This is a genomic window from Streptosporangium sp. LJ11, assembly GCF_051918945.1.
GTDB lineage: Bacteria > Actinomycetota > Actinomycetes > Streptosporangiales > Streptosporangiaceae > Streptosporangium.
This window is the reverse complement of sequence record NZ_JBPXMB010000019.1, coordinates 109,019-129,293: the sequence shown is the minus strand read 5'-3', so window position 1 is coordinate 129,293 and position 20,275 is coordinate 109,019. Positions and strand designations below refer to the sequence as shown.

Annotated in this window: 20 protein-coding genes; 17 read left to right on the top strand and 3 right to left on the bottom strand. The window is 70.7% G+C overall.

Annotated elements, in window-relative coordinates:
* Positions 1–68: 68 nt before the first annotated feature.
* From ACTOQ3_RS27060 to ACTOQ3_RS27045, 4 genes are all read left to right on the top strand, one after another.
* The gene (locus ACTOQ3_RS27060) at positions 69–1,124 is read left to right on the top strand and encodes an ABC transporter permease (protein ID WP_440086205.1); all 1,056 of its coding nucleotides are present in this window, start codon (positions 69–71) and stop codon (positions 1,122–1,124) included.
* Positions 1,125–1,161: 37 nt separating this feature from the next.
* Complete coding sequence (locus ACTOQ3_RS27055; RefSeq protein WP_440086203.1) at positions 1,162–2,145, top strand: substrate-binding domain-containing protein; 984 nt, start codon at positions 1,162–1,164, stop codon at positions 2,143–2,145.
* Between the two features lie 194 nt (positions 2,146–2,339).
* Entirely contained in the window at positions 2,340–4,274 is a 1,935-nt protein-coding gene (locus ACTOQ3_RS27050) for a discoidin domain-containing protein (RefSeq protein ID WP_440086202.1), read from the top strand.
* A gap of 218 nt (positions 4,275–4,492) precedes the next feature.
* Complete coding sequence (locus tag ACTOQ3_RS27045; RefSeq protein WP_440086200.1) at positions 4,493–5,299, top strand: SDR family NAD(P)-dependent oxidoreductase; 807 nt, start codon at positions 4,493–4,495, stop codon at positions 5,297–5,299.
* A gap of 118 nt (positions 5,300–5,417) precedes the next feature.
* Here ACTOQ3_RS27045 and ACTOQ3_RS27040 read toward each other — a convergent pair whose 3' ends face one another.
* Complete coding sequence (locus ACTOQ3_RS27040) at positions 5,418–6,821, bottom strand: hypothetical protein (protein WP_440086198.1); 1,404 nt, start codon at positions 6,819–6,821, stop codon at positions 5,418–5,420.
* On the opposite strand from ACTOQ3_RS27040, the gene ACTOQ3_RS27035 reads away from it, so the two are divergent.
* Together ACTOQ3_RS27035 and ACTOQ3_RS27030 are read left to right on the top strand one after the other, a co-directional pair.
* Positions 6,820–7,104: a hypothetical protein gene (locus ACTOQ3_RS27035; protein WP_440086196.1), complete on the top strand. Its 285-nt coding sequence runs from the start codon at positions 6,820–6,822 to the stop codon at positions 7,102–7,104. The two genes, ACTOQ3_RS27040 and ACTOQ3_RS27035, sit on opposite strands and share 2 nt — an antisense overlap.
* Before the next feature lie 361 nt (positions 7,105–7,465).
* Positions 7,466–7,693, top strand: a complete 228-nt coding sequence (locus tag ACTOQ3_RS27030) for a helix-hairpin-helix domain-containing protein (RefSeq protein WP_440086195.1) — start codon at positions 7,466–7,468, stop codon at positions 7,691–7,693.
* Between the two features lie 61 nt (positions 7,694–7,754).
* On the opposite strand, the gene ACTOQ3_RS27025 is transcribed toward ACTOQ3_RS27030, so the two are convergent.
* The gene (locus ACTOQ3_RS27025) at positions 7,755–9,290 is read right to left on the bottom strand and encodes a glycosyltransferase family 39 protein (RefSeq protein ID WP_440086194.1); all 1,536 of its coding nucleotides are present in this window, start codon (positions 9,288–9,290) and stop codon (positions 7,755–7,757) included.
* 327 nt (positions 9,291–9,617) lie between these two features.
* Between ACTOQ3_RS27025 and ACTOQ3_RS27020 the strand changes: the two genes are divergently transcribed.
* The 8 genes from ACTOQ3_RS27020 to ACTOQ3_RS26985 all read left to right on the top strand — a co-directional run bounded on the left by ACTOQ3_RS27020 (position 9,618) and on the right by ACTOQ3_RS26985 (position 16,696).
* A complete protein-coding gene (locus ACTOQ3_RS27020; protein ID WP_440086193.1) occupies positions 9,618–10,133 on the top strand; it encodes an FBP domain-containing protein in 516 nt (171 codons plus the stop codon).
* Positions 10,134–10,300: 167 nt separating this feature from the next.
* Entirely contained in the window at positions 10,301–11,674 is a 1,374-nt protein-coding gene (locus ACTOQ3_RS27015; RefSeq protein ID WP_440086192.1) for an alpha/beta fold hydrolase, read from the top strand.
* 169 nt (positions 11,675–11,843) lie between these two features.
* Positions 11,844–12,365, top strand: coding sequence for an RNA polymerase sigma factor (locus ACTOQ3_RS27010; protein WP_362696255.1), 522 nt, complete (start codon positions 11,844–11,846; stop codon positions 12,363–12,365).
* Positions 12,362–13,576 (top strand): CU044_5270 family protein, encoded by a 1,215-nt coding sequence (locus tag ACTOQ3_RS27005; protein ID WP_440086191.1) that lies wholly within the window; start codon positions 12,362–12,364, stop codon positions 13,574–13,576. The genes ACTOQ3_RS27010 and ACTOQ3_RS27005 overlap by 4 nt, the downstream gene beginning before the upstream one ends.
* Before the next feature lie 134 nt (positions 13,577–13,710).
* Positions 13,711–14,085, top strand: a complete 375-nt coding sequence (locus ACTOQ3_RS27000) for a hypothetical protein (protein WP_440086190.1) — start codon at positions 13,711–13,713, stop codon at positions 14,083–14,085.
* Positions 14,052–14,687, top strand: coding sequence for a class I SAM-dependent methyltransferase (locus ACTOQ3_RS26995; protein WP_440086189.1), 636 nt, complete (start codon positions 14,052–14,054; stop codon positions 14,685–14,687). Before ACTOQ3_RS27000 ends, ACTOQ3_RS26995 begins: the two co-directional genes overlap by 34 nt.
* Positions 14,688–14,809: 122 nt before the next feature.
* Positions 14,810–15,163 carry a hypothetical protein gene (locus ACTOQ3_RS26990; RefSeq protein ID WP_440086188.1) on the top strand — a complete coding sequence of 118 codons (354 nt, stop codon included), beginning with the start codon at positions 14,810–14,812 and terminating at the stop codon, positions 15,161–15,163.
* 72 nt (positions 15,164–15,235) lie between these two features.
* Positions 15,236–16,696, top strand: coding sequence for a serine/threonine-protein kinase (locus ACTOQ3_RS26985; protein WP_440086187.1), 1,461 nt, complete (start codon positions 15,236–15,238; stop codon positions 16,694–16,696).
* A 157-nt stretch (positions 16,697–16,853) separates the two neighbouring features.
* Here the strand turns inward: ACTOQ3_RS26985 and ACTOQ3_RS26980 are convergent, their stop codons facing one another.
* Positions 16,854–17,582: a hypothetical protein gene (locus tag ACTOQ3_RS26980; RefSeq protein ID WP_440086186.1), complete on the bottom strand. Its 729-nt coding sequence runs from the start codon at positions 17,580–17,582 to the stop codon at positions 16,854–16,856.
* Positions 17,583–17,807: 225 nt separating this feature from the next.
* Between ACTOQ3_RS26980 and ACTOQ3_RS26975 the strand changes: the two genes are divergently transcribed.
* From ACTOQ3_RS26975 to ACTOQ3_RS26965, 3 genes are read left to right on the top strand one after another with little or no spacing between them, the layout of a single operon-like run.
* Positions 17,808–18,995 carry a CE1758 family FMN-dependent luciferase-like monooxygenase gene (locus ACTOQ3_RS26975; protein ID WP_440086184.1) on the top strand — a complete coding sequence of 396 codons (1,188 nt, stop codon included), beginning with the start codon at positions 17,808–17,810 and terminating at the stop codon, positions 18,993–18,995.
* A 2-nt stretch (positions 18,996–18,997) separates the two neighbouring features.
* On the top strand, positions 18,998–19,486 hold the full coding sequence (locus ACTOQ3_RS26970) for a MarR family winged helix-turn-helix transcriptional regulator (protein ID WP_440086183.1): 489 nt from the start codon (positions 18,998–19,000) through the stop codon (positions 19,484–19,486).
* The gene (locus tag ACTOQ3_RS26965; RefSeq protein WP_440086182.1) at positions 19,483–20,199 is read left to right on the top strand and encodes a CE1759 family FMN reductase; all 717 of its coding nucleotides are present in this window, start codon (positions 19,483–19,485) and stop codon (positions 20,197–20,199) included. The genes ACTOQ3_RS26970 and ACTOQ3_RS26965 overlap by 4 nt, the downstream gene beginning before the upstream one ends.
* Positions 20,200–20,275: the final 76 nt, after the last annotated feature.

Here is a 20,275-nt window from a genome sequence, read left to right as displayed (position 1 = left end):
ACCCGGCCAGCCCGGAGTGACCACATGACCCGGCCCACCCGGAGGCCCGCCCGGCCCGGGGGGATCGCGTGACCGGGCAGCCGGCGGGGCCCGCGTCCACCGACGCGGCTCCCACCACCCCGAGTCCCGAGGCCTCCTCCGGCCCGGCGCCCGCCGGTCCGGCGGCCTCGATCCACGGAAGGTTTCCCCGGCTGGTCCTGGCGGGCCGGGACCTCACCGCGCAGGTCGCGTTCGTCACGCTCATCGTGGCGCTCGTCGCGGTGGCGGCACTCACCTCCGACACGTTCCTCACCCCGCCCAACCTCACCAACCTGCTCAAGCAGATGGTCACCACCGGCCTGCTCGCGTACGGCATGCTCGTGGTGATCCTCACCGGCGGCATCGACCTGTCGGTCGGGTCGGTGGTGGCCTTCTCCGGCATCATCACCGCCGGTCTCGTCTCCGACCTCCCCATCCCGATGGCGACGGTCGTGGGCGTCGCCTGCGGGATCGGGTTCGGGCTGGTCAACGGCGTGCTGGTCGCCCGGTTCGGGCTGGCGCCCTTCGTGGTGACCCTGGCGGCGCTGACCACCGTCAGGGGCCTGGCGTTCGTCTACTCCGAGGTGCCGATCACCCCCGAGGACCCGGCGTTCCTCACGCTCGGCTCGGCGATGCTCGGCCCCGTCCCGCTGAGCACAGTGATCATGCTGGCCGTGTTCCTCGCGGGCGGCCTGTTCCTGACCCGCTTCCCCGCCGGTCGCTCCATCGTCGCGATCGGCGGCAACGCCGAGGCCGTCCGGCTCGCGGGCATCGACGTGCGCGGGCACGTGATCCTCGCCTACACGATCAGCGGCGCGTGCGCCGGTCTCGCGGGCGTCATCCTGGCCAGCCGGGTGGGCATCGCCCAGCCGAGCGTCGGGGTGGCCTTCGAACTCGACGCGATCGCCGCGTGCGTGATCGGCGGGGCGAGCCTGGCGGGCGGGCGCGGGTCCGTGAAGGCCACCTTCGGCGGCGTCCTGGTCCTCGTACTGATCAACAACCTTCTCAACCTGTACGGCGTGCAGAGCTTCTGGCAACAGGTGCTCAAGGGACTGATCATCATCGCCGTCATCCTCGTCCAGCGTGCCAACCAGACGCGCACCTGACGTACCCGCTCCACCACACCCCCCGAGGTATACCGAAATGAACGCCAGAAAATTCAGCGGCCTGCTGGCCACCGGCCTTCTCGCTCTCAGCCTTGCCTCCTGCTCCTCGTCCGGTGAGGGCGGGCCCGCCGCCTCCGCCTCCGGCGACGGCTCCTACACGATCGGCGTCGCCAACTTCATGCTGAGCGGCCCCTACTTCAGCGGCATGGACAAGGCGATCGCCGCCCAGGCGAAGAAAAAGGGCAAGATCGAGATCATCAGCACCGACGCCAACGGCGACGCGGCGAAGCTCGCCTCCAACGTCGAGGACCTGCTGAGCAAGAACGTCGACGCCATCATCATCTCCGGCGGCCCGCTGGAGTCGGCGCCCGCGGCGCTCAACGCGGCCAAGACGGCGAACAAGCCCGTGGTTTTGGTGGACCGCAAGTTCCAGACCGGCGAGTACACCAGCTGGATCGGCCCGGACAACAAGGCGATCGGCGTGCAGAACGGCCGGTTCCTCGCCGAGAAGCTGCCCAAGGGCGGCAAGGTCGCGATCATCAAGGGCGGTCCCGCCGACAACAGCATCGGCCTCGCCCGTACCGAGGGCGTGAAGTCGGTGCTCGCGAGCACCGCGGGCATCACGCTCGTCGAGGCCCCCGACTTCGGCAACTGGGGATCCGACGGCGGCCTGACCGTGATGGAGGGCCTGCTGGCGACCAACCCCGACCTCGTCGCGGTGTTCTGCGAGAACGACGCGATGTGCCTGGGCGCGCAGCGCGCCATCGCGGACGCGGGCAAGGCCGAGCAGATCGTCATCGCGGGCGTCGACGGCCAGGCCGAGGCGCTCAAGGCGATCCTCGACGGGACCAACTACCTGGTGACCGGCCTGAACGACGCGGACATCATCGGCGCCATGGGCCTGGACCGGGCGGTCGAGATCCTGGGCGGGGCCAAGGTCGAGAAGGACACCGTGGTGCCCTCCCCGAGGGTCACCAAGGAGAACGCGGCCGAATACCTCGACCCGAAGGGCGGCTTCTAGCCCCTTTCCGGTCCGCGGCCGTCCGGGGGACGGCTCGTGGAGTACGGCCGGTTGTGAACGGCACCCGGGTGGCGGTCGGCGACGCCACCCGTGGTCGCCCGGTACCGGGAACGGAGGTGCGCACACCCGCGAGGGCGCGGGTCGCGTCCAGGCACGAGCAACGCCTTACTCGTCGAGTGAAGGGCACGTAACCCATGCGAAGCAACGTCAGAGGGGCCGCGCGCAAGGCGGCCCTCGCCGCGGTCACCACGACCGTCGTGGCAATCACCTCGTTCGGGGTCGGCACCCCCGCGACGGGCGACGCCGCGGCGCCGGCCGGGGCCCGTACTCCCGGTCCGAGCATCCCGAGCACCCCGAGTGCGTCCGGTGCGCAGGCCAAGGCGGGCGCGGAGAGCAGGGCGGGTGCGGCGAAGAGCGCCGCCGCCTGGACCCTGCTGCACTCGGAGAACTTCTCGGCTCCCATCAACACGGGCAACGCGCCGTGGGTCAGGGAGAACTACACCACCCCGTTCGACACGATCATGGACGACTCCGGCCAGTGGTACCGCAACGACTACGGGTCGGCCTGGACCACCGCGTTCAACTCCTTCGCCACCTACCGCAAGGAGTTCCCGGTCGGCCAGGGAGGCTGGCTGACGGCTTCGCTCTCCGCCCGCGACTGGAACAAGGACGGCGTCATCGAGTCGCCGCCGTCGATCACCACCGCGACGGTGGGCGGCGCGCCCGCGGCGGTGCTCAACGTGCCCGACCACACCGGCGGGGCGATCTTCCGGCCCACGAACAAGTTGCCCGACCAGTACCGCGTCGAGTACAAGCTCAAGACCATCGACTTCGGCGGCAAGCGGAACGGCTCGATCGAGTACGACGGAAAGATCAACGGCTACGGCACGCAGGGATGCAAGACGCAGCACCCCTGGGGCGAGGGGTCCAGGAGCCCGGGCTGGAGCGGCAACGCCGCCGCGCCCTACTGCGAGTGGCAGGACGTGCGGTCGGGCCCGTACGGCTACAACGGTTTCCACTTCATGTCGATCGTGGACTTCGCCAACCCCGCCCCGAGGAACAACCACTTCTGGCACTACCGCCGCAAGGTGCTGATGGACTCCTTCTCCCAGCACCCCGACCGGGTCGGCAGCGGCACCGGCGGGCGGGTCTGCGACTCCAACACCAACCAGTACTACAACTACCGCGACGGCAACTTCAACACGGTCAACATGTGGATCAGCGGCCTGCCCAACTGGACGCCGGGACCGGGCGGCCTCGCGGGCAACTCCCAGTGGTTCATGACGAGCTGCTCCGGCGGCGTGGCCGAGCAGCAGCTGTCGTCGGCGGCCGAGCTCCAGCCCGAGCTGATGCCGAACCAGTCCTACACCTTCGCCATCGAGCGCGACGCCACCGGCTACGTGCTCGAGGCCAGCGGCAACTTCGCCCGGGTCGGGCAGAAGACGATCCGCTTCCACCGCCCCTTCATCGTCGGCAACGCGCCGATCTGGCACTACAACGTCAAGCCCGGCGAGTACGACGGCCGCTACAACGCCACCCTCGTCCAGAACGACGTGAACGGCAGCGCGTCCTGGCCGAACCAGTGGCCGGCCGGCTCCCAGTATCCCGACTACTTCGTGATCGGCGACCTCTACACCAACGTCTACGAGGGCAGCGCGAGCCTGACGGACATCCGCCTCTACGTCCCCGAGACGACGCAACCGACCCCCAACCTGGCGCTGAACAAGCCGGCCACCGCCAGCGGCCAGTGCGCGGCCGGCGAGGCTCCCGCCAAGGCCGTGAACGGCAGTTGGACGGCCGGCACCTCCGACAAGTGGTGCGCGCTGGGCGCCGGCAAGTGGCTCCAGGTCGACCTGCAGTCGAGCACGCAGGTGGGGCGGTTCGTGCTGCGCCACTCCGGCGCGGGCGGTGAGAAGACGGCCTGGAACACCCGCGACTTCGACCTCCAGGTCAGCACCAACGGCACCACCTGGACGAACGTCGTGAGCGCCCGGGGCAACACCGCCAACGTCACCACCCACACCGTCACACCCGTCAGCGCCCGGTACGTCCGGCTCAACGTCCTCACCCCGACCAGCGACAGCGATACCGCGGCCCGCATCTTCGAACTGGAGGCCTACGCGAGCTGACGAGGCCACGCCCGGCCGGCGAGCCCCCATCCGGCGGGCGTCCCGTCGGCCGGGCCGGGGGTGGATCGCCGGTTCCGGCCGGGCGTGAATCGCCGGTCCGGATCCAGCGTGAATTGCCGGTCCGAATGCTGCCAGCCCGGGGCCGAGTGCCCGCCATAGCTTTGCTCGCGTGAAGGGCCCCTCCCGCCGTACGGGGCCCGACGACGAGAGGACATTCCATGGACCTGCAGCTTTCCGGCCGTGTCGCGGTCGTCACCGGCGCCTCCAAGGGCATCGGCCTGGCCGTCACCCGTACCCTGCTCGACGAGGGGGCCCGCGTCGTCGCCGCCTCGCGCAAGAGCACCCCGGAGCTGGAGGCGCTCGACGGCGCGGACCTTCTCCACGTACCGGCCGACCTGACCGACCCCGAGGCTCCGGGCCGGATCGTGGCGCGGGCCGTGGAGGTGTTCGGCGGGCTGGACATCCTGGTGAACAACGCCGGCGGCCCGCCGCCCGGTGTGGCCCTGCCGCGCTTCTCGTTCCTCGCCCCCACCGACGACGACTGGCGGGCGATGTTCGAGTTCAACCTGTTCTCGGTCGTACGGGCCGTCCGCGCCGCCGTTCCGGTGATGCTCCAGCGGGGCGGAGGCTCGATCGTCAACGTGTCCTCGGGCAGCGCCCGGCTGCCCGCCCCCATGAACGTCGACTACAACGCGGCCAAGGCGGGCCTGAACAATCTCACGAAGGCGCTGTCGGAGGAGTTCGCGCCGCAGGGCGTCCGGGTGAACACCGTGTCGCCGGGGCCCGTGCGGACGGCGTGGTGGACCGAGGAGGGCGGCGCGGCCGACATCATCGCCGCGCAGGCGGGCACCGACCGCGACGCCGTGCTGAACGGTGTCGCGGCGGAGATGATGAAGCTGACCACCGGCCGCCTCGTCGAGCCGCAGGAGGTCGCCGACGTGATCGCCCTGCTCGTCTCGCCGCGCTCGGCGAGCACCACCGGCGCCGACTTCGCCGTCGACGCCGGCTTCCTCAAGGAGATCTGAGGCCGCTTTCCGTAGGGAGATCCGAGGCCGCGCAGGCCCGTGGCCGCCGGCCCTTCCGCAGACCGGGTCCTGGTCTTCTGGCCCCTGGCTCCAGAAGACCAGGACCCCGGGTGCCGGTTCAGGCGGGCAGGCCGACCAGCTCGACGTCTCCGGTCAGGAAGGCGGTGAGGAACCTCTCCCGGCCGACGATCTGGAAGATCTGGTCCGCGTACCGCCCATCCGCCCCGTAGCTGAGTTCCTTCTTCTTGATCGGAGGCAGCAGGTCGCCCTCCACGCCGACCATGAGCCTCCTCGTGGACGCCTCGCCCCCGTGGTCGATCATCCAGTTGTAGATCTCCCTGGTGACCACCTCGACGAACCCCTCCGAGATCACCAGCGGCCTGTTCGTGTTCTTCATCTTCGCGGCCAGACGTGGATGGATGAGCGAGTGCGTCATCTCGTGGACGATCGTCTCGATCACCTCCCAGCGAGACCGCGACTGCGGCTGGTCGGGCCTGAACTCGGTGACCAGGCCGATGCCGCCGCCCTTGTCTCCATGGGAGTTGGAACCGATGTGCTGGGCGTAGAAAAGCGTGAGCCGCTTCACGACGTCCTGCCCGTTCATCCATTTACCGAGCGCTTCGAAGAGGAATACGTTGTCCGCGCCTCGGGTGCTGTCGTATCCGGCCGCGTCGAAGACCGTTTTTCCCGGTGCGCCCTGCCCACCCACCAGGAAGGCGCGGTTCATCAGGTGCCTCACCAGGTCGTTCTCGGTCGGTACGGTCGTGGTCTTGTCGTATATGTTCTTGAAATAGTCGAAGCCCTTCACGAACGGGCTGTCCTCCCTGGCCGCCGCGTACGGTTGCAGCATCTCCCAGGCCACGGACTGGGCGAGTTGCGCGATCATCTCGAAGTCGGACATCTTCTGGAACGCGCGCTTCACCCCGGACGGCCTACGCCATATCGTGACCTCTTTGATGAGAAAGTCCTGCAGTCGCGGCAGCAACTCCTTGAGGAGAAGCTCCTGGTCGAGCGGGGGCCGTTCACCCGGCGCCCCGGGAGGCGGGGCGCCGTAGCAGGCGGCGGCCCGTTGCCGCGCCTCCTCCGGGAGGCGCGGCACCTTCGCGCCCAGGGCCGCCTTCAGCCATCCGGTGCGGCCGAGCACCTGGAGTTCGAAGCCGTCGCGGTCGGAGAAAGGCATTCGAGGCCGCACCGTGGTGACGTTGTTCACCAGCCAGGCCAACGCCTCCTTGACGTTGAAGCCGGGGGCGCCCGTCTGGTTCACCGCCAGCAGGTTGGCCGCGTACAGCAGCCAGTGGCGGAGCTGCGGATCCGTCAGATTCCCGACCAGACCGGGGTCCTGGCCGACGGCCCTGTGGATGCTTACGAGCTTCTCCGTCACCCCCGCCTCGTCGAGACCCGCCAGGGCGCTGTGCCGGACGTTGATCTGGAGCGGTCCAAGATTGAGCATCCGGTCAGCCGGAAGGTCTCGCCGGACCACGGCAAGGGCGTCCTCGGTGGTGGGGATCTGTGGCGTCGACATGCCTGCCTCCGTGCTGCGGATCGGTGGTGGCCCCATCAAATCCGCTCGACGCCGAATTGGGAACGGCGCGACGGCATGGAATTCGAAGCCCGGGATTTGTGAGCATCCGAAAACGCTTCAACAACGCGACCTGACAGGAGCGGCGATCCAGAAGTGGTTCTCGCGTGACGCGCTCGACTCCGGCCGCGTTTCCTGGTCGCGGGCCGCGATTATGTTTCCCGCTCTCGTTCCGGCTTTTCTGATGCGTCCTAAGTTTTCGGCGCGTTTTCAAAACTGGAAATGACGCGACCGGTGCGCGGGCATCCAGGCGTCAGCCGGTGCCCGCGGTCCGCACGCCCGCCGCGTCCGCGATGACCCGCGGCCCGCGCCGGTGGGCTCCCCGTCGTGTCGACGGTCTCCGCCTCGCGGCGTGGTCAGGGCAGGGTGTCGCGGTCGTTGGCCTGTCCGCACCGGATGTCCCGTTCAATCGGATGATCATGGCGTTCGCCGTATGCGTCTCGCCGTTCTGTCGTAGGGGAATGCGAGACTCGCAAAACCGCGCCACGCGTTCCCGCGAAGCCGGGTTTCCGCAACGTGGTGTCCTCGTGCCGAGGGGTTTCCCGTGGCGCGGGACGACCGGCTCACCCGTTCCGCAAGGAGGCAGCATGACGACCCGCGACCAGAGCGGTCAGGGCGACGTTCTCATCGACATCCCCACCAACATCGGACGTCCCGCGCGTAGGGCCCTGGCCGCGGCCGGCTACACGACGCTCGCCCAGGTGGCCGCCACGAGCGAGCGGGAGCTCCTGCGGCTGCACGGCATGGGCCCCAAGGCCATCGGGCTCCTGCGCGAGGCGCTCGCCGAACGCGGCCTCGCCTTCGCCGAGGGGTGAGCCCGAGCGTTGAGTCCGGCCGGACCCCGGCCGGAACGCGGGTCTCGCGGGTGGCGGGATGTCAGCTGTGGTGCCGCATCTCGGGCCAGAGCAGCTGCCACGGGCGCAGCGGGTCGCGGCAGACGAGGATGGGCAGGTGCTGCTCCTCGTTGGACAGGCCGACGCCGTTGTCGACCCTGCCGCGTTCCTCGCAGGTGGCGAACACCCGGGAGTAGCCGCCGGTGGAGTCGGTCACGACCACGGCGATCCGGGCGGACGGCGACGGCGGGCCGCGCCAGTAGAGCTCGTTGTGCCCGCTGTGGACCTCGGGCAGGCCGTACTCCCCGCCGTAGCGGTCCAGCGCCCCGGCTTCTCCGTAGTTGTCGGTGAGGAGTACGGTCCGCGCGCGCTCCTGAGGCGTCAGCCCGCCGACCACCGCCGCGACCCGCGCGGCGAGCTCCGGCCATCCGATCGACTCGCGCGCCACCTCGTTGATGCCGGCGACCGGGGTGCCCTCCAGGGCCGGGGGAGGGATCACCGGCAGCGCGATGACGACGGAGAGGACCGCGTTGACCGCCAGGGCGCCGACGACCAGCGCGCGCCGTCCCGCACCCGACATCCACCGGCTGACCGGGCCGCACCCCGCGGCGAAGAGCAGCACGAGCAGGCCCGCCACGTAGTCGGGGCGCCCGCCGGAGTAGAGCGTCAGCGCGCAGGCCGACGGGTAGGCCAGGGCGAGGCAGCGCAGGCGGGGCTCCCGCCACAGCCGTACGGCACCGACCACCTGGACGACCGCCTGGGGCGGGCCGAGCAGCAGGAGCTGCAGCGGTACGAAGGAGAGACGGTTGTCGGCGCCCTCGTCGGCCTCCAGCGCCCCGGCCATCACCAGCTGTGGCCAGCCGTGGGTCGCCTGGTAGACCAGGTTGGGCGCGGCGATCACGAGGGCCAGCAGCGCGCCGAGCCAGAGCCTGCGGTCCCGCAGCACCTCGCGCGGCCCCGCCGCCAGCACGCCCACGCCCACGCTGACCAGGAGCAGCACGATCAGCTGCCGGTTGTACGTCGCCACCCCCGCGACGGCGCCCAGCGCGAGCCACCAGCGGCCGTCGCCCCGCAGCGCCCGTACGGCGAACAGCGCCGCCGCGACCCAGAGCGGCAGGTCGACCCCGAGGGTCAGCAGGGAATGGCCACCGATCAGGAGCAGGGTCGTGGTGGCGATTCCCGCAGCGGCGACGGTCTGCGCCCTCCGGTCGCCGCCGAGCTCCCGGGCCAGGAGGGCGACCAGGACGACGACGAGCGACGCGATCAGGGCGGGAACGACGCGCAGGGCGACCACGGTGTCGCCGAACACGGCGACCGAGGCCCGCGCGATCAGCGGGGTCAGCGGCGGGGTGTCGAAGTACCCCAGGGCGGGCCGCTCGCCCAGCATCCGGAAGTACAGCTCGTCCCGGTGATAGCCGTAGCGCGGGCTCGCGACCAGCAGCACGGCGAGCGTGGCCAGTGCGACCGCGCCGACGGGCCGCCGGGCGAAGGGGGCGGCCCGGACGGTCGTGCCGATGGTGTGCGGGGCGGAGGGAGAGGGCGTGTCAGGGGTGTGCGACGCGGAGGAGGACTCGGACACCTGTTCATCATCGGCTCTCGACGCCGGTGACGCGAGGGGTGATCCCGATCCGCTCGCCATCCGGCGACGGGCGCTCGCGCGGCCTCCGAGCGTTGGGGGAAAAATCCCTCGACGTCCTTGATGTCGTACTGAGACACTGGCCGCTGCCGGATGCCCGGGAGCACCTCGGCCTGACCGAGACCCGTCCCGGCCGGGCCTGACCGGGCTGTGGCCTGGCCTGGCCTGATCTGGTCTGGCCGCCCGCCGGTCGGCGGAGGCGCCGATCGCGGGGCCGGAGCCGGGGTTCCGGGGGCCTTTTTCAATGATCGTCATGACGGTAGGTGAACCATGAACCCGGTCGGCGAGCGAGAGATACGCGAATCCTTCGTCAACTGCTCGAAGGGGGAGGCGCGCAGGCTCAACCTGCCCAGGAACCTTTCCGAGCTCTCCTGGGCCGACCTCGACTTCCTGGGCTGGCGCGATCCCGGCGCCCCCGACCGGGGTTACCTGGTCGTCGAGCGGCAGGGCGAGCTCGTCGGCGTCACCCTGCGCGTCGCGCAGGATGTCCGCAGGAGTTTCACCAAGAGCACCGTCTGCTCGATCTGCCTGACCCCCCACTCCGGCACCGGGGTCGCCCTGTTCGTCGCGCCCAGGGTCGGCGCCGCGGGCCGCCAGGGCAACACGGTCGGCACCTACATCTGCGCCGACCTGGCCTGCTCCCTCTACGTGCGCGGCACGAAGCGGGCGGAGTCCGGCGTGCGGTTCGAGGAGACGCTCACCACGGAGGAGCGGATCACCCGGACCGCTTTCAACCTGGAGGGCTTCCTGGACAAGGTCTTCGACGGCGACCTGCGCTCGGCGTGACCGGATCGCGGGTCCGCCCGCCTCCCGGAGGGCCCCAGGTGCCCCGGGCGCCCGCGTAGTGGCCGCGTGGTCGTCGTGGGATGACATCCCCCGGTCTGATGCGCCGCCTCCGGAATCAGACCGGGCTCCGATGCGGCCGGGGTGGCCGTTCGGAGATCGTGGCCTTCATGCTGACGTCGATCGCCGTCGCCCTGACCCTTCTGGGTTCGGGCGTGCAGGCACCACAGACCGATTCCCTCGACTGGAGCACCTGCCCGGGTGACAAGATCGGGATGGAGTGCGCCGACCTGCGGGTACCCGTCAACTGGCAGCAGGCCGGCGGACGCGAGATCACCCTGAAGCTGGGCCGCCTGAAGGCCACCGGCACCTCCGAGGGCTCCGTCCTGATCGCCTACGGCGGGCCGGGCGCGCCGGGGATCGCCATCACCCGGTCCGGAAACCGGTGGGCCGAGCTCCGCGAGCGCATGGACATCGTCACCTGGGACACCCGGGGCTACGGCGAGCAGATCGGGGGCCTGAGCACCGGCCTGCCGTGCACCTGGACGCGCATCCCGCTGCCCGAGTTCCCCGAGGACGACGCCGACTTCGGGCGGCTCTCCGACACCAACCGCGGCTACGCCGAGGCCTGCCGCAACAAGGATCCCGAGTTCTTCGCCAACATGAGCTCGGCCGACCAGGCCAGGGACATGGAGGCGATCAGGAAGGCCCTCGGCGGCGCCAAGCTCAACTTCTACGGCGCCTCCTACGCCGGGTTCTACGGGCAGGCGTACGCCAGGCTCTTCCCCGGCCAGGTGCGCACGATGGTGCTCGACGGCACGTGGAACCACAGCACCGCCGACTGGGCCGGTGAGCTGGAGGCGATGGCCAGGAGCAACGAGGAGGCCATCGGCCGCTTCTTCGACTGGTGCGCCGCCGGACAGTGCCGCGACGTACCCGCGAAGTGGCGCAAGCTGGTCGCCAGGGCCGATCGCACGCCGATTCCCGCCAGGCAGGCCGGCATCGCGTACGGCGGGCGCGACCTGCAGGCCTTCGCGGTGAGCTCCGCCAGGAAGGGCGCCGAGGCGTGGCCGAAGCTGGCACGGGACATCCGCGCGGCCGCCGGCGGCGACGCCTCCGGCTTCGTGCCCGAGCGCGGCGCCCGCTATCCCGACCAGTCGACCGGCGTCACCGAGTGCGTCGACTGGCCCCGTCCCGCCGGCCGCGCCGAGCTGGAGGCGACGATCGCCCGGCTGCGCGAGGTCGCGCCCAACGCGGGCACCGCGAGCACGATGGCGACCGCGACCCTCGGCTGCGTCGGCTGGCCGGTACGGGTGACCAACCCGCCCGCCCCGCTGCCGAAGGGGCTGCCGCCCATGCTCGGCGCGGGCGCCTGGGGCGAGTCCGACGCCGTGCAGCGGGTGCTCAGGCAGGTGCCGGGCAGCGTCGTCGTCCGGCACGAGGGGCCCGGCCACACGCTCCACGCCTCCAACCCCTGTGCCCGCGACCACATCGACCGCTACCTCACCGACCGCGTGCTGCCCGCCGCCGGGACGAAGTGCTGACGCGCGAGCGGGCCCCCGCGGTCACCGGGCAGGAGACGGGTCCCAGGCCGGGATGATTCCGGATTTGTAGTGGTTCGTACCATTTTTTGAAGAAGGCAGGTAACAAACGAGGAGCCCCGGCCATTTCCCGGTGTCAGAACAACACATCCGGTACGAAGGGGGCGGGGCGGTGACGGACGACTCGCAGCGGTTCACCAGCATGTACGACGAGTGCCGGCAACGTGTCTGGGCCTACGTGGTCAGCCGCGCGGGACGGCAGGTGGCGGACGAGGTGGTGAGCGAGACGTTCGCGATCGCCTGGCGGAGGCTGGAGGAGGTGCCGGAGCCGGCCCTGCCGTGGCTCCTCGGGGTGGCCCGCAACGTGCTGCGCGACAACATCCGGGCGGAGGTCCGGCGCGACGCGCTCAGTGCCGAGCTGCGGGCCTGGACCGAGGACGACGTCGCCGAGCAGGTCGCCGAACGGCTCAGCGTGCTCAAGGCGCTGACGGGGCTGTCGGAGGACGACCGGGAACTCCTGATCCTGACCGCCTGGCAGGGGCTCTCCCCCCGCGACGCGGCGCGGGTCGTCGGCTGCTCTCCGACCGCCTTCCGGGTACGGCTCCACCGCGCGCGTAAACGGCTCAAGCAGGAGATGGACACCGCCGCGTACCCCGGACCCCGGATGAGGAACCTCAGCGAGGAGTGGTCATGAACCCCATCGATCAGCTGCGGGCCGCACGCCCCGAGCACCTGGGGGACACCCCGGTCGACCCGCGTACCAGGGCCGCCGAGCTCTCCCGCGCCATGGCACAGCCCCGGCGGGCGCCGGCCGGGCGCAGGGCCGTCCGCCCGGGGTGGGGCCTCGGCCTTGGCCTCGGCCTCGCCGGAGCCGCCGCGGCCGTGACCGCGGTCGCCGTCACGATCTCCGCGACCGGCGGCACGGTCCCGGACGCGCCCTCCGCCCAGGCCGATCCGGGCCGGACGGCCTCCAGCCAGGCGTCCTCCAGCCCGACGCCCTCCGCCTCGCGCGTCGAGCTCTCCAGCCGGTCCATCCTGCTCGCCGCCGCCCACGGAGCGGCCCGCCAGCCGGACACGACCGGCGCCTACTGGCACACCGCGTCGGTGACCCGGATACTGTCCGAGGCGGCGGACGGGGACTACACCGTCGTCGAGCGGACACGGAACGAGGGCTGGACCCCGTCGGCGACCGGCGGGGACCAGTGGAGCCGGACGCGGTCACTCGGGGCGCGGCCCGCGAGCCCGGACGACGAGGCGGCCTGGCGGCGGGCCGGTTCCCCGACCGAGATCGAGGTCGAGGTCCCCGGCAAGGGCGGGGGTCAGAGAGGCGGTTACGTCCTGTCGACCGAGCCGGGAGAGGCGAAGGACAGCCACATTCCGCTCGTCGACGGGGACAAGGTGTTCTGGCTGGGCCGCAACGTCACCATGAAGGACCTGCGCGGCCTGCCCGACGACCCCGACGACCTCAAGGCCTGGCTGCTGCGCTCGTACACGGGGAGCGGCACCGAGTCGGACGACCCGATGTCGTCGGACGCCTGGTTGTTCGCCGTCTCGATCGGGCTGATCACCGACATGCCGGTCACCTCGCAGGTGCGCGGCGCCGCCTTCCGGATGCTCGCCGACCTCAAGACCATCAAGGTCTCCCGCGGCGTCACCGACGCGGAGGGCCGTACCGGCAGCGCGGTCGCCATCGAGGTACGGGTCAGGGCGAAGGCGGACGCCAAGGGCGCCGGCGGAGTCCTGCTGGACCGCCTGATCTTCGACGAGACGACCGGCAGGGCGCTGGCCAGGGAGAGCGTCGTCGTACGGCCGGGCGGCCCGCAGGCCGGATTCGAACCGGGCACCGTGTGGCACTCCCAGACCGTCCTCGAAGCCGGCTGGACCGACGAGAAACCCGCGTCCTGAGTCCCCGGACCCGCGTTCTGAACCCCCGAGCCCGCGTCTTGGGTTCCCGACCCGTCGTACTCCCGGGGGCGTACGACGGGTCGGGGACATGCGAAGCCGCCCGCGATCCGCACCCGCCCTCGTAGGCTCGGAACATGCTCCTGTGGATCAACGGCCCCTTCGGCGGCGGCAAGACGCAGACCGCGCACGAGCTACGGCGGCGGCTCCCGGGAAGCGTCGTCTGCGATCCCGAACACGTCGGCTTCGGGCACGCCATGCAGTACGTGGCCGGTAAGGGCGCACCCCTGCGCCGGGAGAGCTTCGCCGTGTCCAGGCTCGACCGGTGCCTGGAGCGGCTGCGCGAGGCGGAGTTCGCCGAGCACGTGTGGACCGACCTCCTCACGATCCCGCAGGTCGCCGACCACATCGCCGCCTCGTCCGGGTTGGCGCTCGCCCCGAACACGGACGGCGCGCTGCGAGGACGCCTGCGCCGTGCGTGGACGGGTGTGAAACACATCCGGTTCGGCTGATCGAGGGGGCGACGCCGGTCCCCGTATCCCCGTGTCCCCGTGTTCCCGTGTCCCGTGGACGACGTCCGCCACCCGATCGCGTGCGCCCCTCCCGCTCGGTTTTCGACGTGGCGGTGAGCCGGTTCGGGATCATGTTCTTCGCCGATCCGGTCGCCGCGTTCGCCAACATCGGCCGCGCGCTGCGGCCGGGCGGGCGCCTGGCCATCCTGTCCCTGCGAAGGATGACCGACAACGACCTGGGCACCGTCTTCGCGGCGATGGCCGAGCACCTGCCGCCGAGCCCCGCCCCGGCCGGGCCCGGCGCTCCCGGCCCGGAGTCGCTGGCCGACCCGGCCCGTGTCCGCGAGGTGCTCACCGGCGCGGGCTTCGAGAAGGTGACCTCCACACCGGTCGACGCGCCCCAGATGTGGGGCCGGGGCGCCGCCGACGCGGCCGGTTTCCTCGGAGCACGGGGCCCCGTCCGCTTCGCTCTCGACCAGGTCGACAGGGACACCGCGGCCCGAGCCCTTGCCGCGCTCACGGTGGCGCTGCGGCCCTACGAGGAGCCCGACGCCGTACGGCTGCGCGGCGCCGCCTGGCTGACCACCGCCACCCGCCCCTGACCGCCACCGTCCCCGACCCGCACCCGCCCATGACCGACACCTGTCCCTGACCCTCATCCGACCCTGACCGCCACCCGCTCCCGGTGATCATTTGCTCCCGGCGGTCACTACGATGCGATGTGATGTCCCCGAGAAAAGCAGCGGCCCTGCGTGACGGCGAGGGCGATCGGAGCCTGCGCGAGCACCTGATCGCCGCCGCCGAACGCCTCATGGCCCAGCGTGGTACCGCCGGGCTCACCGTACGCGACCTCGGCCGCCTGGCCCCGGGCGCCAATCCCGAGGCCGCCGCCGCCATGATCATCGGTGCCTGCCACGAGCTGGTCCTGCCCCACCTGCTCGGCGGTGGCGCGGCGACCGCCCTGGAGATTCCCCCCGGCTTCGTCGAGGACCTGCTCACCACCGTCCTGAACGGCATCGGCCCGGCCGGAAGCCCTGGAAACATCGCGGGAGCGGGGAGGCCGGCCTCCCCGACGTGAAGCCGATGAACAGTCCGAGGGAACGCATTCTGATGATTCCGACCGTGAAACGGCAAGAAGGGTAGGAGGCCGATGGACACCGAGGGATGGGCGGTCAGTGTTCCCCGCGGATACCGCGTCGGTGACTGGCAGGTCGGCAGGCCCATCTCCACGGGGAGCTGGGCGAGCGTCTACCTGGGAGTACGAGACGGGGATGGCGCGGCACACGCGGCGTTGAAGTTCCTGCCCACGGGCACGGTCACCCGGCGGCAGCTGGGACACCTCAAGGACATGACGCAGCGGGAGATACGCCTGCACAGCAGGCTGCGGCACGCTCGCCTGATCCGGTTGCACGAGACGCTCGTCATCGACGACGCGGGAAATCCCGAACTCGACGGCGCGTGCGTCCTGGTGATGGACCTGGCGGAACGGTCGCTGGCCGACCTGATCCGGGGAGGGGCTCCCGTTCCCGGCGCGCCGAGGCTGATCGCCGAGATCTGCGAGGGAATAGCGCACATGCACGCCGAGGGGTGGGTGCACGGAGACCTCAAGCCCAACAACGTGCTCGTGATGGCCGACGGCTCGGTGCGTCTCGCCGACTTCGGCCTGGCCACAGAGATCGACGGGACCCACGGCTACCTTCCCCCGATGGGGTCGGTGGACCACGTGCCTCCGGAGCGCTGGAGCGAGCCCCTGAGCGAACGCGGACACGCCGTGTGGGTCTCGGCCGATGTGTGGGCGCTCGGCGTGACGGCCTGCCAGCTGCTCACCGGCCACCTTCCCTTCAACGCCCCGACCGCCCGTGCGCGCTATGTGGCCGCCGCCGAGTACGCGGCGGGCGAGCGGCCCCTGACGCTTCCGGTCTCGCTGCCCGAGGCCTGGCGCTCCTGGGTGACCGACTGCCTGACACCCGATCCGAGGCTCCGGCCCAGCGCGGCCCGCCAGCTCTACCGGGCCCGGGTGCTGGCCGGCACGACCAAGGCCCCGTCGCGGCGAACGGGCGCGCGGCTGGCGGGGGCGATGGCCGCGGCCCTTCTGGTGATGGCCGGCGTCTCAGGGGCCGGGATGGTCGACTCGTCGGTGGCCGATCCGTTCGGGCGCTGGTTGCGCCCCGACTCCGACATCCCCCAGGAGTACCGCGCCCTGATCGTCGAAGCCGGCACGATGTGCGCCGAGCCGGGCCTGAGCCCGGCACTGGTCGCCGGAATCCTGAAGGCGGAGAGCAACTTCGACGCGGGACTGTTCGACGTGGCCAAGGACGAGTACGGCCTCGCGCGCTGGACGCCGTCGGTGCTGCAGTACTACTTGCCCGCCGACCGCCGCGGCGTCGTCCCCACCCCGCCCTTCTCCCCCGAGGACACCATTCCCGCCGTCGGCCGCTATCTGTGCACGCGGCTGCCCCTGATGGCCGGGGTGCCCGGAGATCCCGGTCTGCTGGGAGCCGCGGCGTTCCGCTCCTCCGACGATGTGGTCCGCCGGGAGAACGGGGTTCCCGAACGCATCCGGCCGTTCGTCGAACGGGTGCGGAAGCACCGGGCCGAATACCAGCCGTGATCGCATACGCGACCGGGCCGCACGTCAGACGCGATCACCTGCGAGGCCGGGCCGCACGTCAGACATGGTCACGTACGAGGCCGCGTCGCACGTCAGACACGGTCGCCTACGCGTCCGGCCCGGTCACGTACGCGACCGGGCCGGACGTCAGACGTGATCACGTGTTCAGCCATTTCAGGTGCTCCTCCCGCACCAGGTCGAAGCGCAGCGCGACCGAGACCAGCGCGGCGCGCTGCCAGTCGGCCTTGCGCGAACCGGACGACGGCTTGACGCGCAGTTTCGTCCGCGCGAGATAGTCGATGTGGAAGTTGACCGCGGCCCGGGTCAGTCCCGCGCAGCCGGGGACCTCGTGCAACCGCTCCAGCACCTCCGGCACCGTCGGGATGACCGCGGACGCACAGTCGCGAAGGCGCGGCTCGCAGAGCGCGATCAGCACGAGGAAGTATTTCGCCGTCTCGTCCAGGGGAAAGCCGGAGACGGTCGGCTCACCGACCGCCGCGGCCTCGGGCGCGTCGAGGTCGATGAAGCTGTGCTGTGAGGCGAAGACCAGAAAGGAACAGGCGCCACCCGCCACCGGGAGCACCACCCGGGCGAACTCGAACGGTATGGGCGCGGCCGCCCGGCGCGGAGCCACCTTGAGGAACTCCCCGCCCCCCTCGGGATTCTCCACGACAAGGGTGGAGTCACGGCTGAGATTGGTGAGCAGCCAGTAATCCTCCATGGCCCGTATGATCCCGGCCCGCCGGGATATCCCCGGATGATCAAGAGGGAAGTCGACCGGGGCGTCCGCCGAGCCGCGACCAAAAGTGATCTCGCGGCCCGGAGAGAGCTCGATGACGACCTGTTCGGCGTCGGAGACCTCGGTCTGCAAGAGGATCGTCCGCATCCACCCACCCTCGCAGCGTTCCGGAACCTCGGGCGTTGACGAGCCACAGCTTACGTTGATCAACGCCGCTGTCAGAACCGCCCGGACGGGCGTTGGCGGCGATCGCCTTCGTGATCACTTGTAGGGGCGTCGACGGCGCCTGGGTGGGGCGGGTCTCCCATCGCGGGAATACATGCGCAGGCATGTTGTTATGGTGTCCAGAAACAACCCAAAAAGGCGGACATCATGCAGTTTGGAATCTTCACGGTCGGCGACATCGCGCCCGACCCGGTCACCGGCCGTACCCAGAGCGAGGCGGAGCGCATCGGCAACATCGTGCGAATCGCGCAGCGGGCCGACGAGGTCGGGCTGGACGTGTTCGCGCTCGGCGAGCACCACAACCCCCCCTTCGTCCCGTCCTCGCCCACCACCCTGCTGGCGCACATCGCGGCGCTGACCAAGCGCATCATCCTCAGCACCTCGGTCACGCTCATGACCACGAACGACCCGGTGAAGATCGCCGAGGACTACGCCATGCTCCAGCACGTGGCGAAGGGACGGCTTGATCTCATGCTGGGACGTGGCAACACGGTGCCGGTCTATCCGTGGTTCGGAAAGGACATCCGGCAGGGCGTGGCTCTCGCTCTGGAGAACTACAACCTGTTGCACCGGCTCTGGCGGGAGGATGTCGTGGACTGGGAGGGCACCTTCCGCACCCCGTTGCAGGGCTTCACCTCGACCCCGCGGCCCCTGGACGATGTGCCGCCCTTCGTCTGGCACGGCTCGATCCGCACTCCCGAGATCGCCGAGCAGGCCGCTTTCTACGGCAACGGATACTTCGCCAATCACATCCTGGCGCCGAACCTGCACTTCAAACCGCTCGTGGACTTCTACCGCGCGCGTTTCGAGCACTACGGGCATGGCACGAGGGAGCAGGCGATCGTCGGCCTCGGCGGGCAGGCGTTCATCGCCCGGCGCTCCCAGGACGCCGTGAACACCTTCCGACCGTACTTCGAGGAGTACCCGGTCTTCCGGGGGAGCTCGCTCGATGACTACATGGCTCGCACGCCGTTGAGTGTCGGCAGTCCGCAGGAGGTCATCGACAAGACCCTCACCTTCCAGGAGGGCTTCGGCGACTACCAGCGCCAGCTCTTCGCGCTCGACGGCATGGGGCTGCCCGTCGAGATGGCGCTCGAGCAGGTCGAGTTGCTCGGAACCGAGGTCGTCCCGGTGCTCCGCAAGGAGATGGCCGGCAGGCGCGCCCCCGGAGTGCCCGACGCCCCCGTCCACAGCACCCTGGTCGCGGAGAAGTACGGCGACGCCCGGCCGCGGCAACCGCGCCCGAACCCGAACCGCGGCGACAACCTCTCCGGCGCGTCCCCGTACCAGGACAGCGACCCGGCCGTCGCGGCACGCTTCCCGTCGGTCGTGTGACCATGGCGGGCAACGTCCGACTCGCGAACGAGGCGTGGGAGGCCTTCTTCCGGGCGCAGGCCACGATCGCCCGCGAGTTCGCCGAGGCCGATCACTGGGGTGATCTGCTGCCGCGGGAGTACGGCGTGCTCTACGCGCTCTCCACCGCGGGACGTGGGCTGCGGATCACCGAGCTCGGTTCCGACGTGCTGATCTCCCAGCCCGGCATGTCCCGGCTCGTCGCACGGCTCGAAGCTCGCGGGCTCGTCGAGCGGGAGGGCGACCCGGACGACGCCCGTGCCTGTCGCATCCGCCTCACGCCGGCCGGCGTGGAGATCCAGCGACGCGCCGGCACCGCCCACGCGCGACATGTGGCCCGGGCGATGACCCGGGCCCTGGACCCCGGTCAGCTGGAGATGGTCCGCGACCTCAGCCTCAGGCTCCTCGAAGCCGCCGAGCACGAGGCGGCGACCGCCGCCACCCCGAAGAGAACGAAAAGGAACCCCGAATGAACCCCGACACCTTCGACCCGCACGATTCATCCGAACCTGACGAGCCCCTGCGCCTCGTCGTCGTCAGCGCCGGTGTGAGCGAACCCTCCTCCACCCGCCTTCTCGCGGACCGCACGGTGCAGAAGGTGCTCGACCTGCTCCGCGAATCCGGCACGCCCGCGACCGTCGGGATCATCGAGCTCGGACCGCTCGCGGTCGACATCGCCCAGGCGATCGTCTCCGGATTTCCCGGCGAGCGCCTCAAGGCGGTGTTCGAACGCCTTGCCGCCGCCGACGCCGTCATCGCCAGCACACCCGTGTACAAGGCGGGCATCAGCGGGCTGATGAAGTCCTTCGCCGACATCCTCGACAACGACCTGCTCATCGCCAAACCCGTCATCCTCGCCGCCACCGCGGGCACGGCCCGGCACGCCATGGTCGTCGACGAGCACCTCCGGCCCCTGTTCGCCTTCATGCGGGCTCTCCCCGTGCCCACCTCCCTCTTCGCCGCACCCGAGGACTGGGGGCAGGCCGCGCTCGGCGACCGGATCCAGCGAGCCGCCACCGAACTCGTCCTCCTGCTGCGCAGTGGCGTCGGCCGGTCGATCGCCGACAGCGCATGGACCGGCTACCAGCACCAGTTCGGCGGCAACGCCACCCGCGCCGAACGCAGCGCCGACGACGTCGACTTCACCACCGACCTCATGCGACTCGCCGCCGGCGGAACACTGTGATCGCGGGTGCCGGTCCCCGACCGGAGTGCTTCCGAGGGAACCGGGGTGCTTCCGAGGGAATACGGCACGTTTGCTA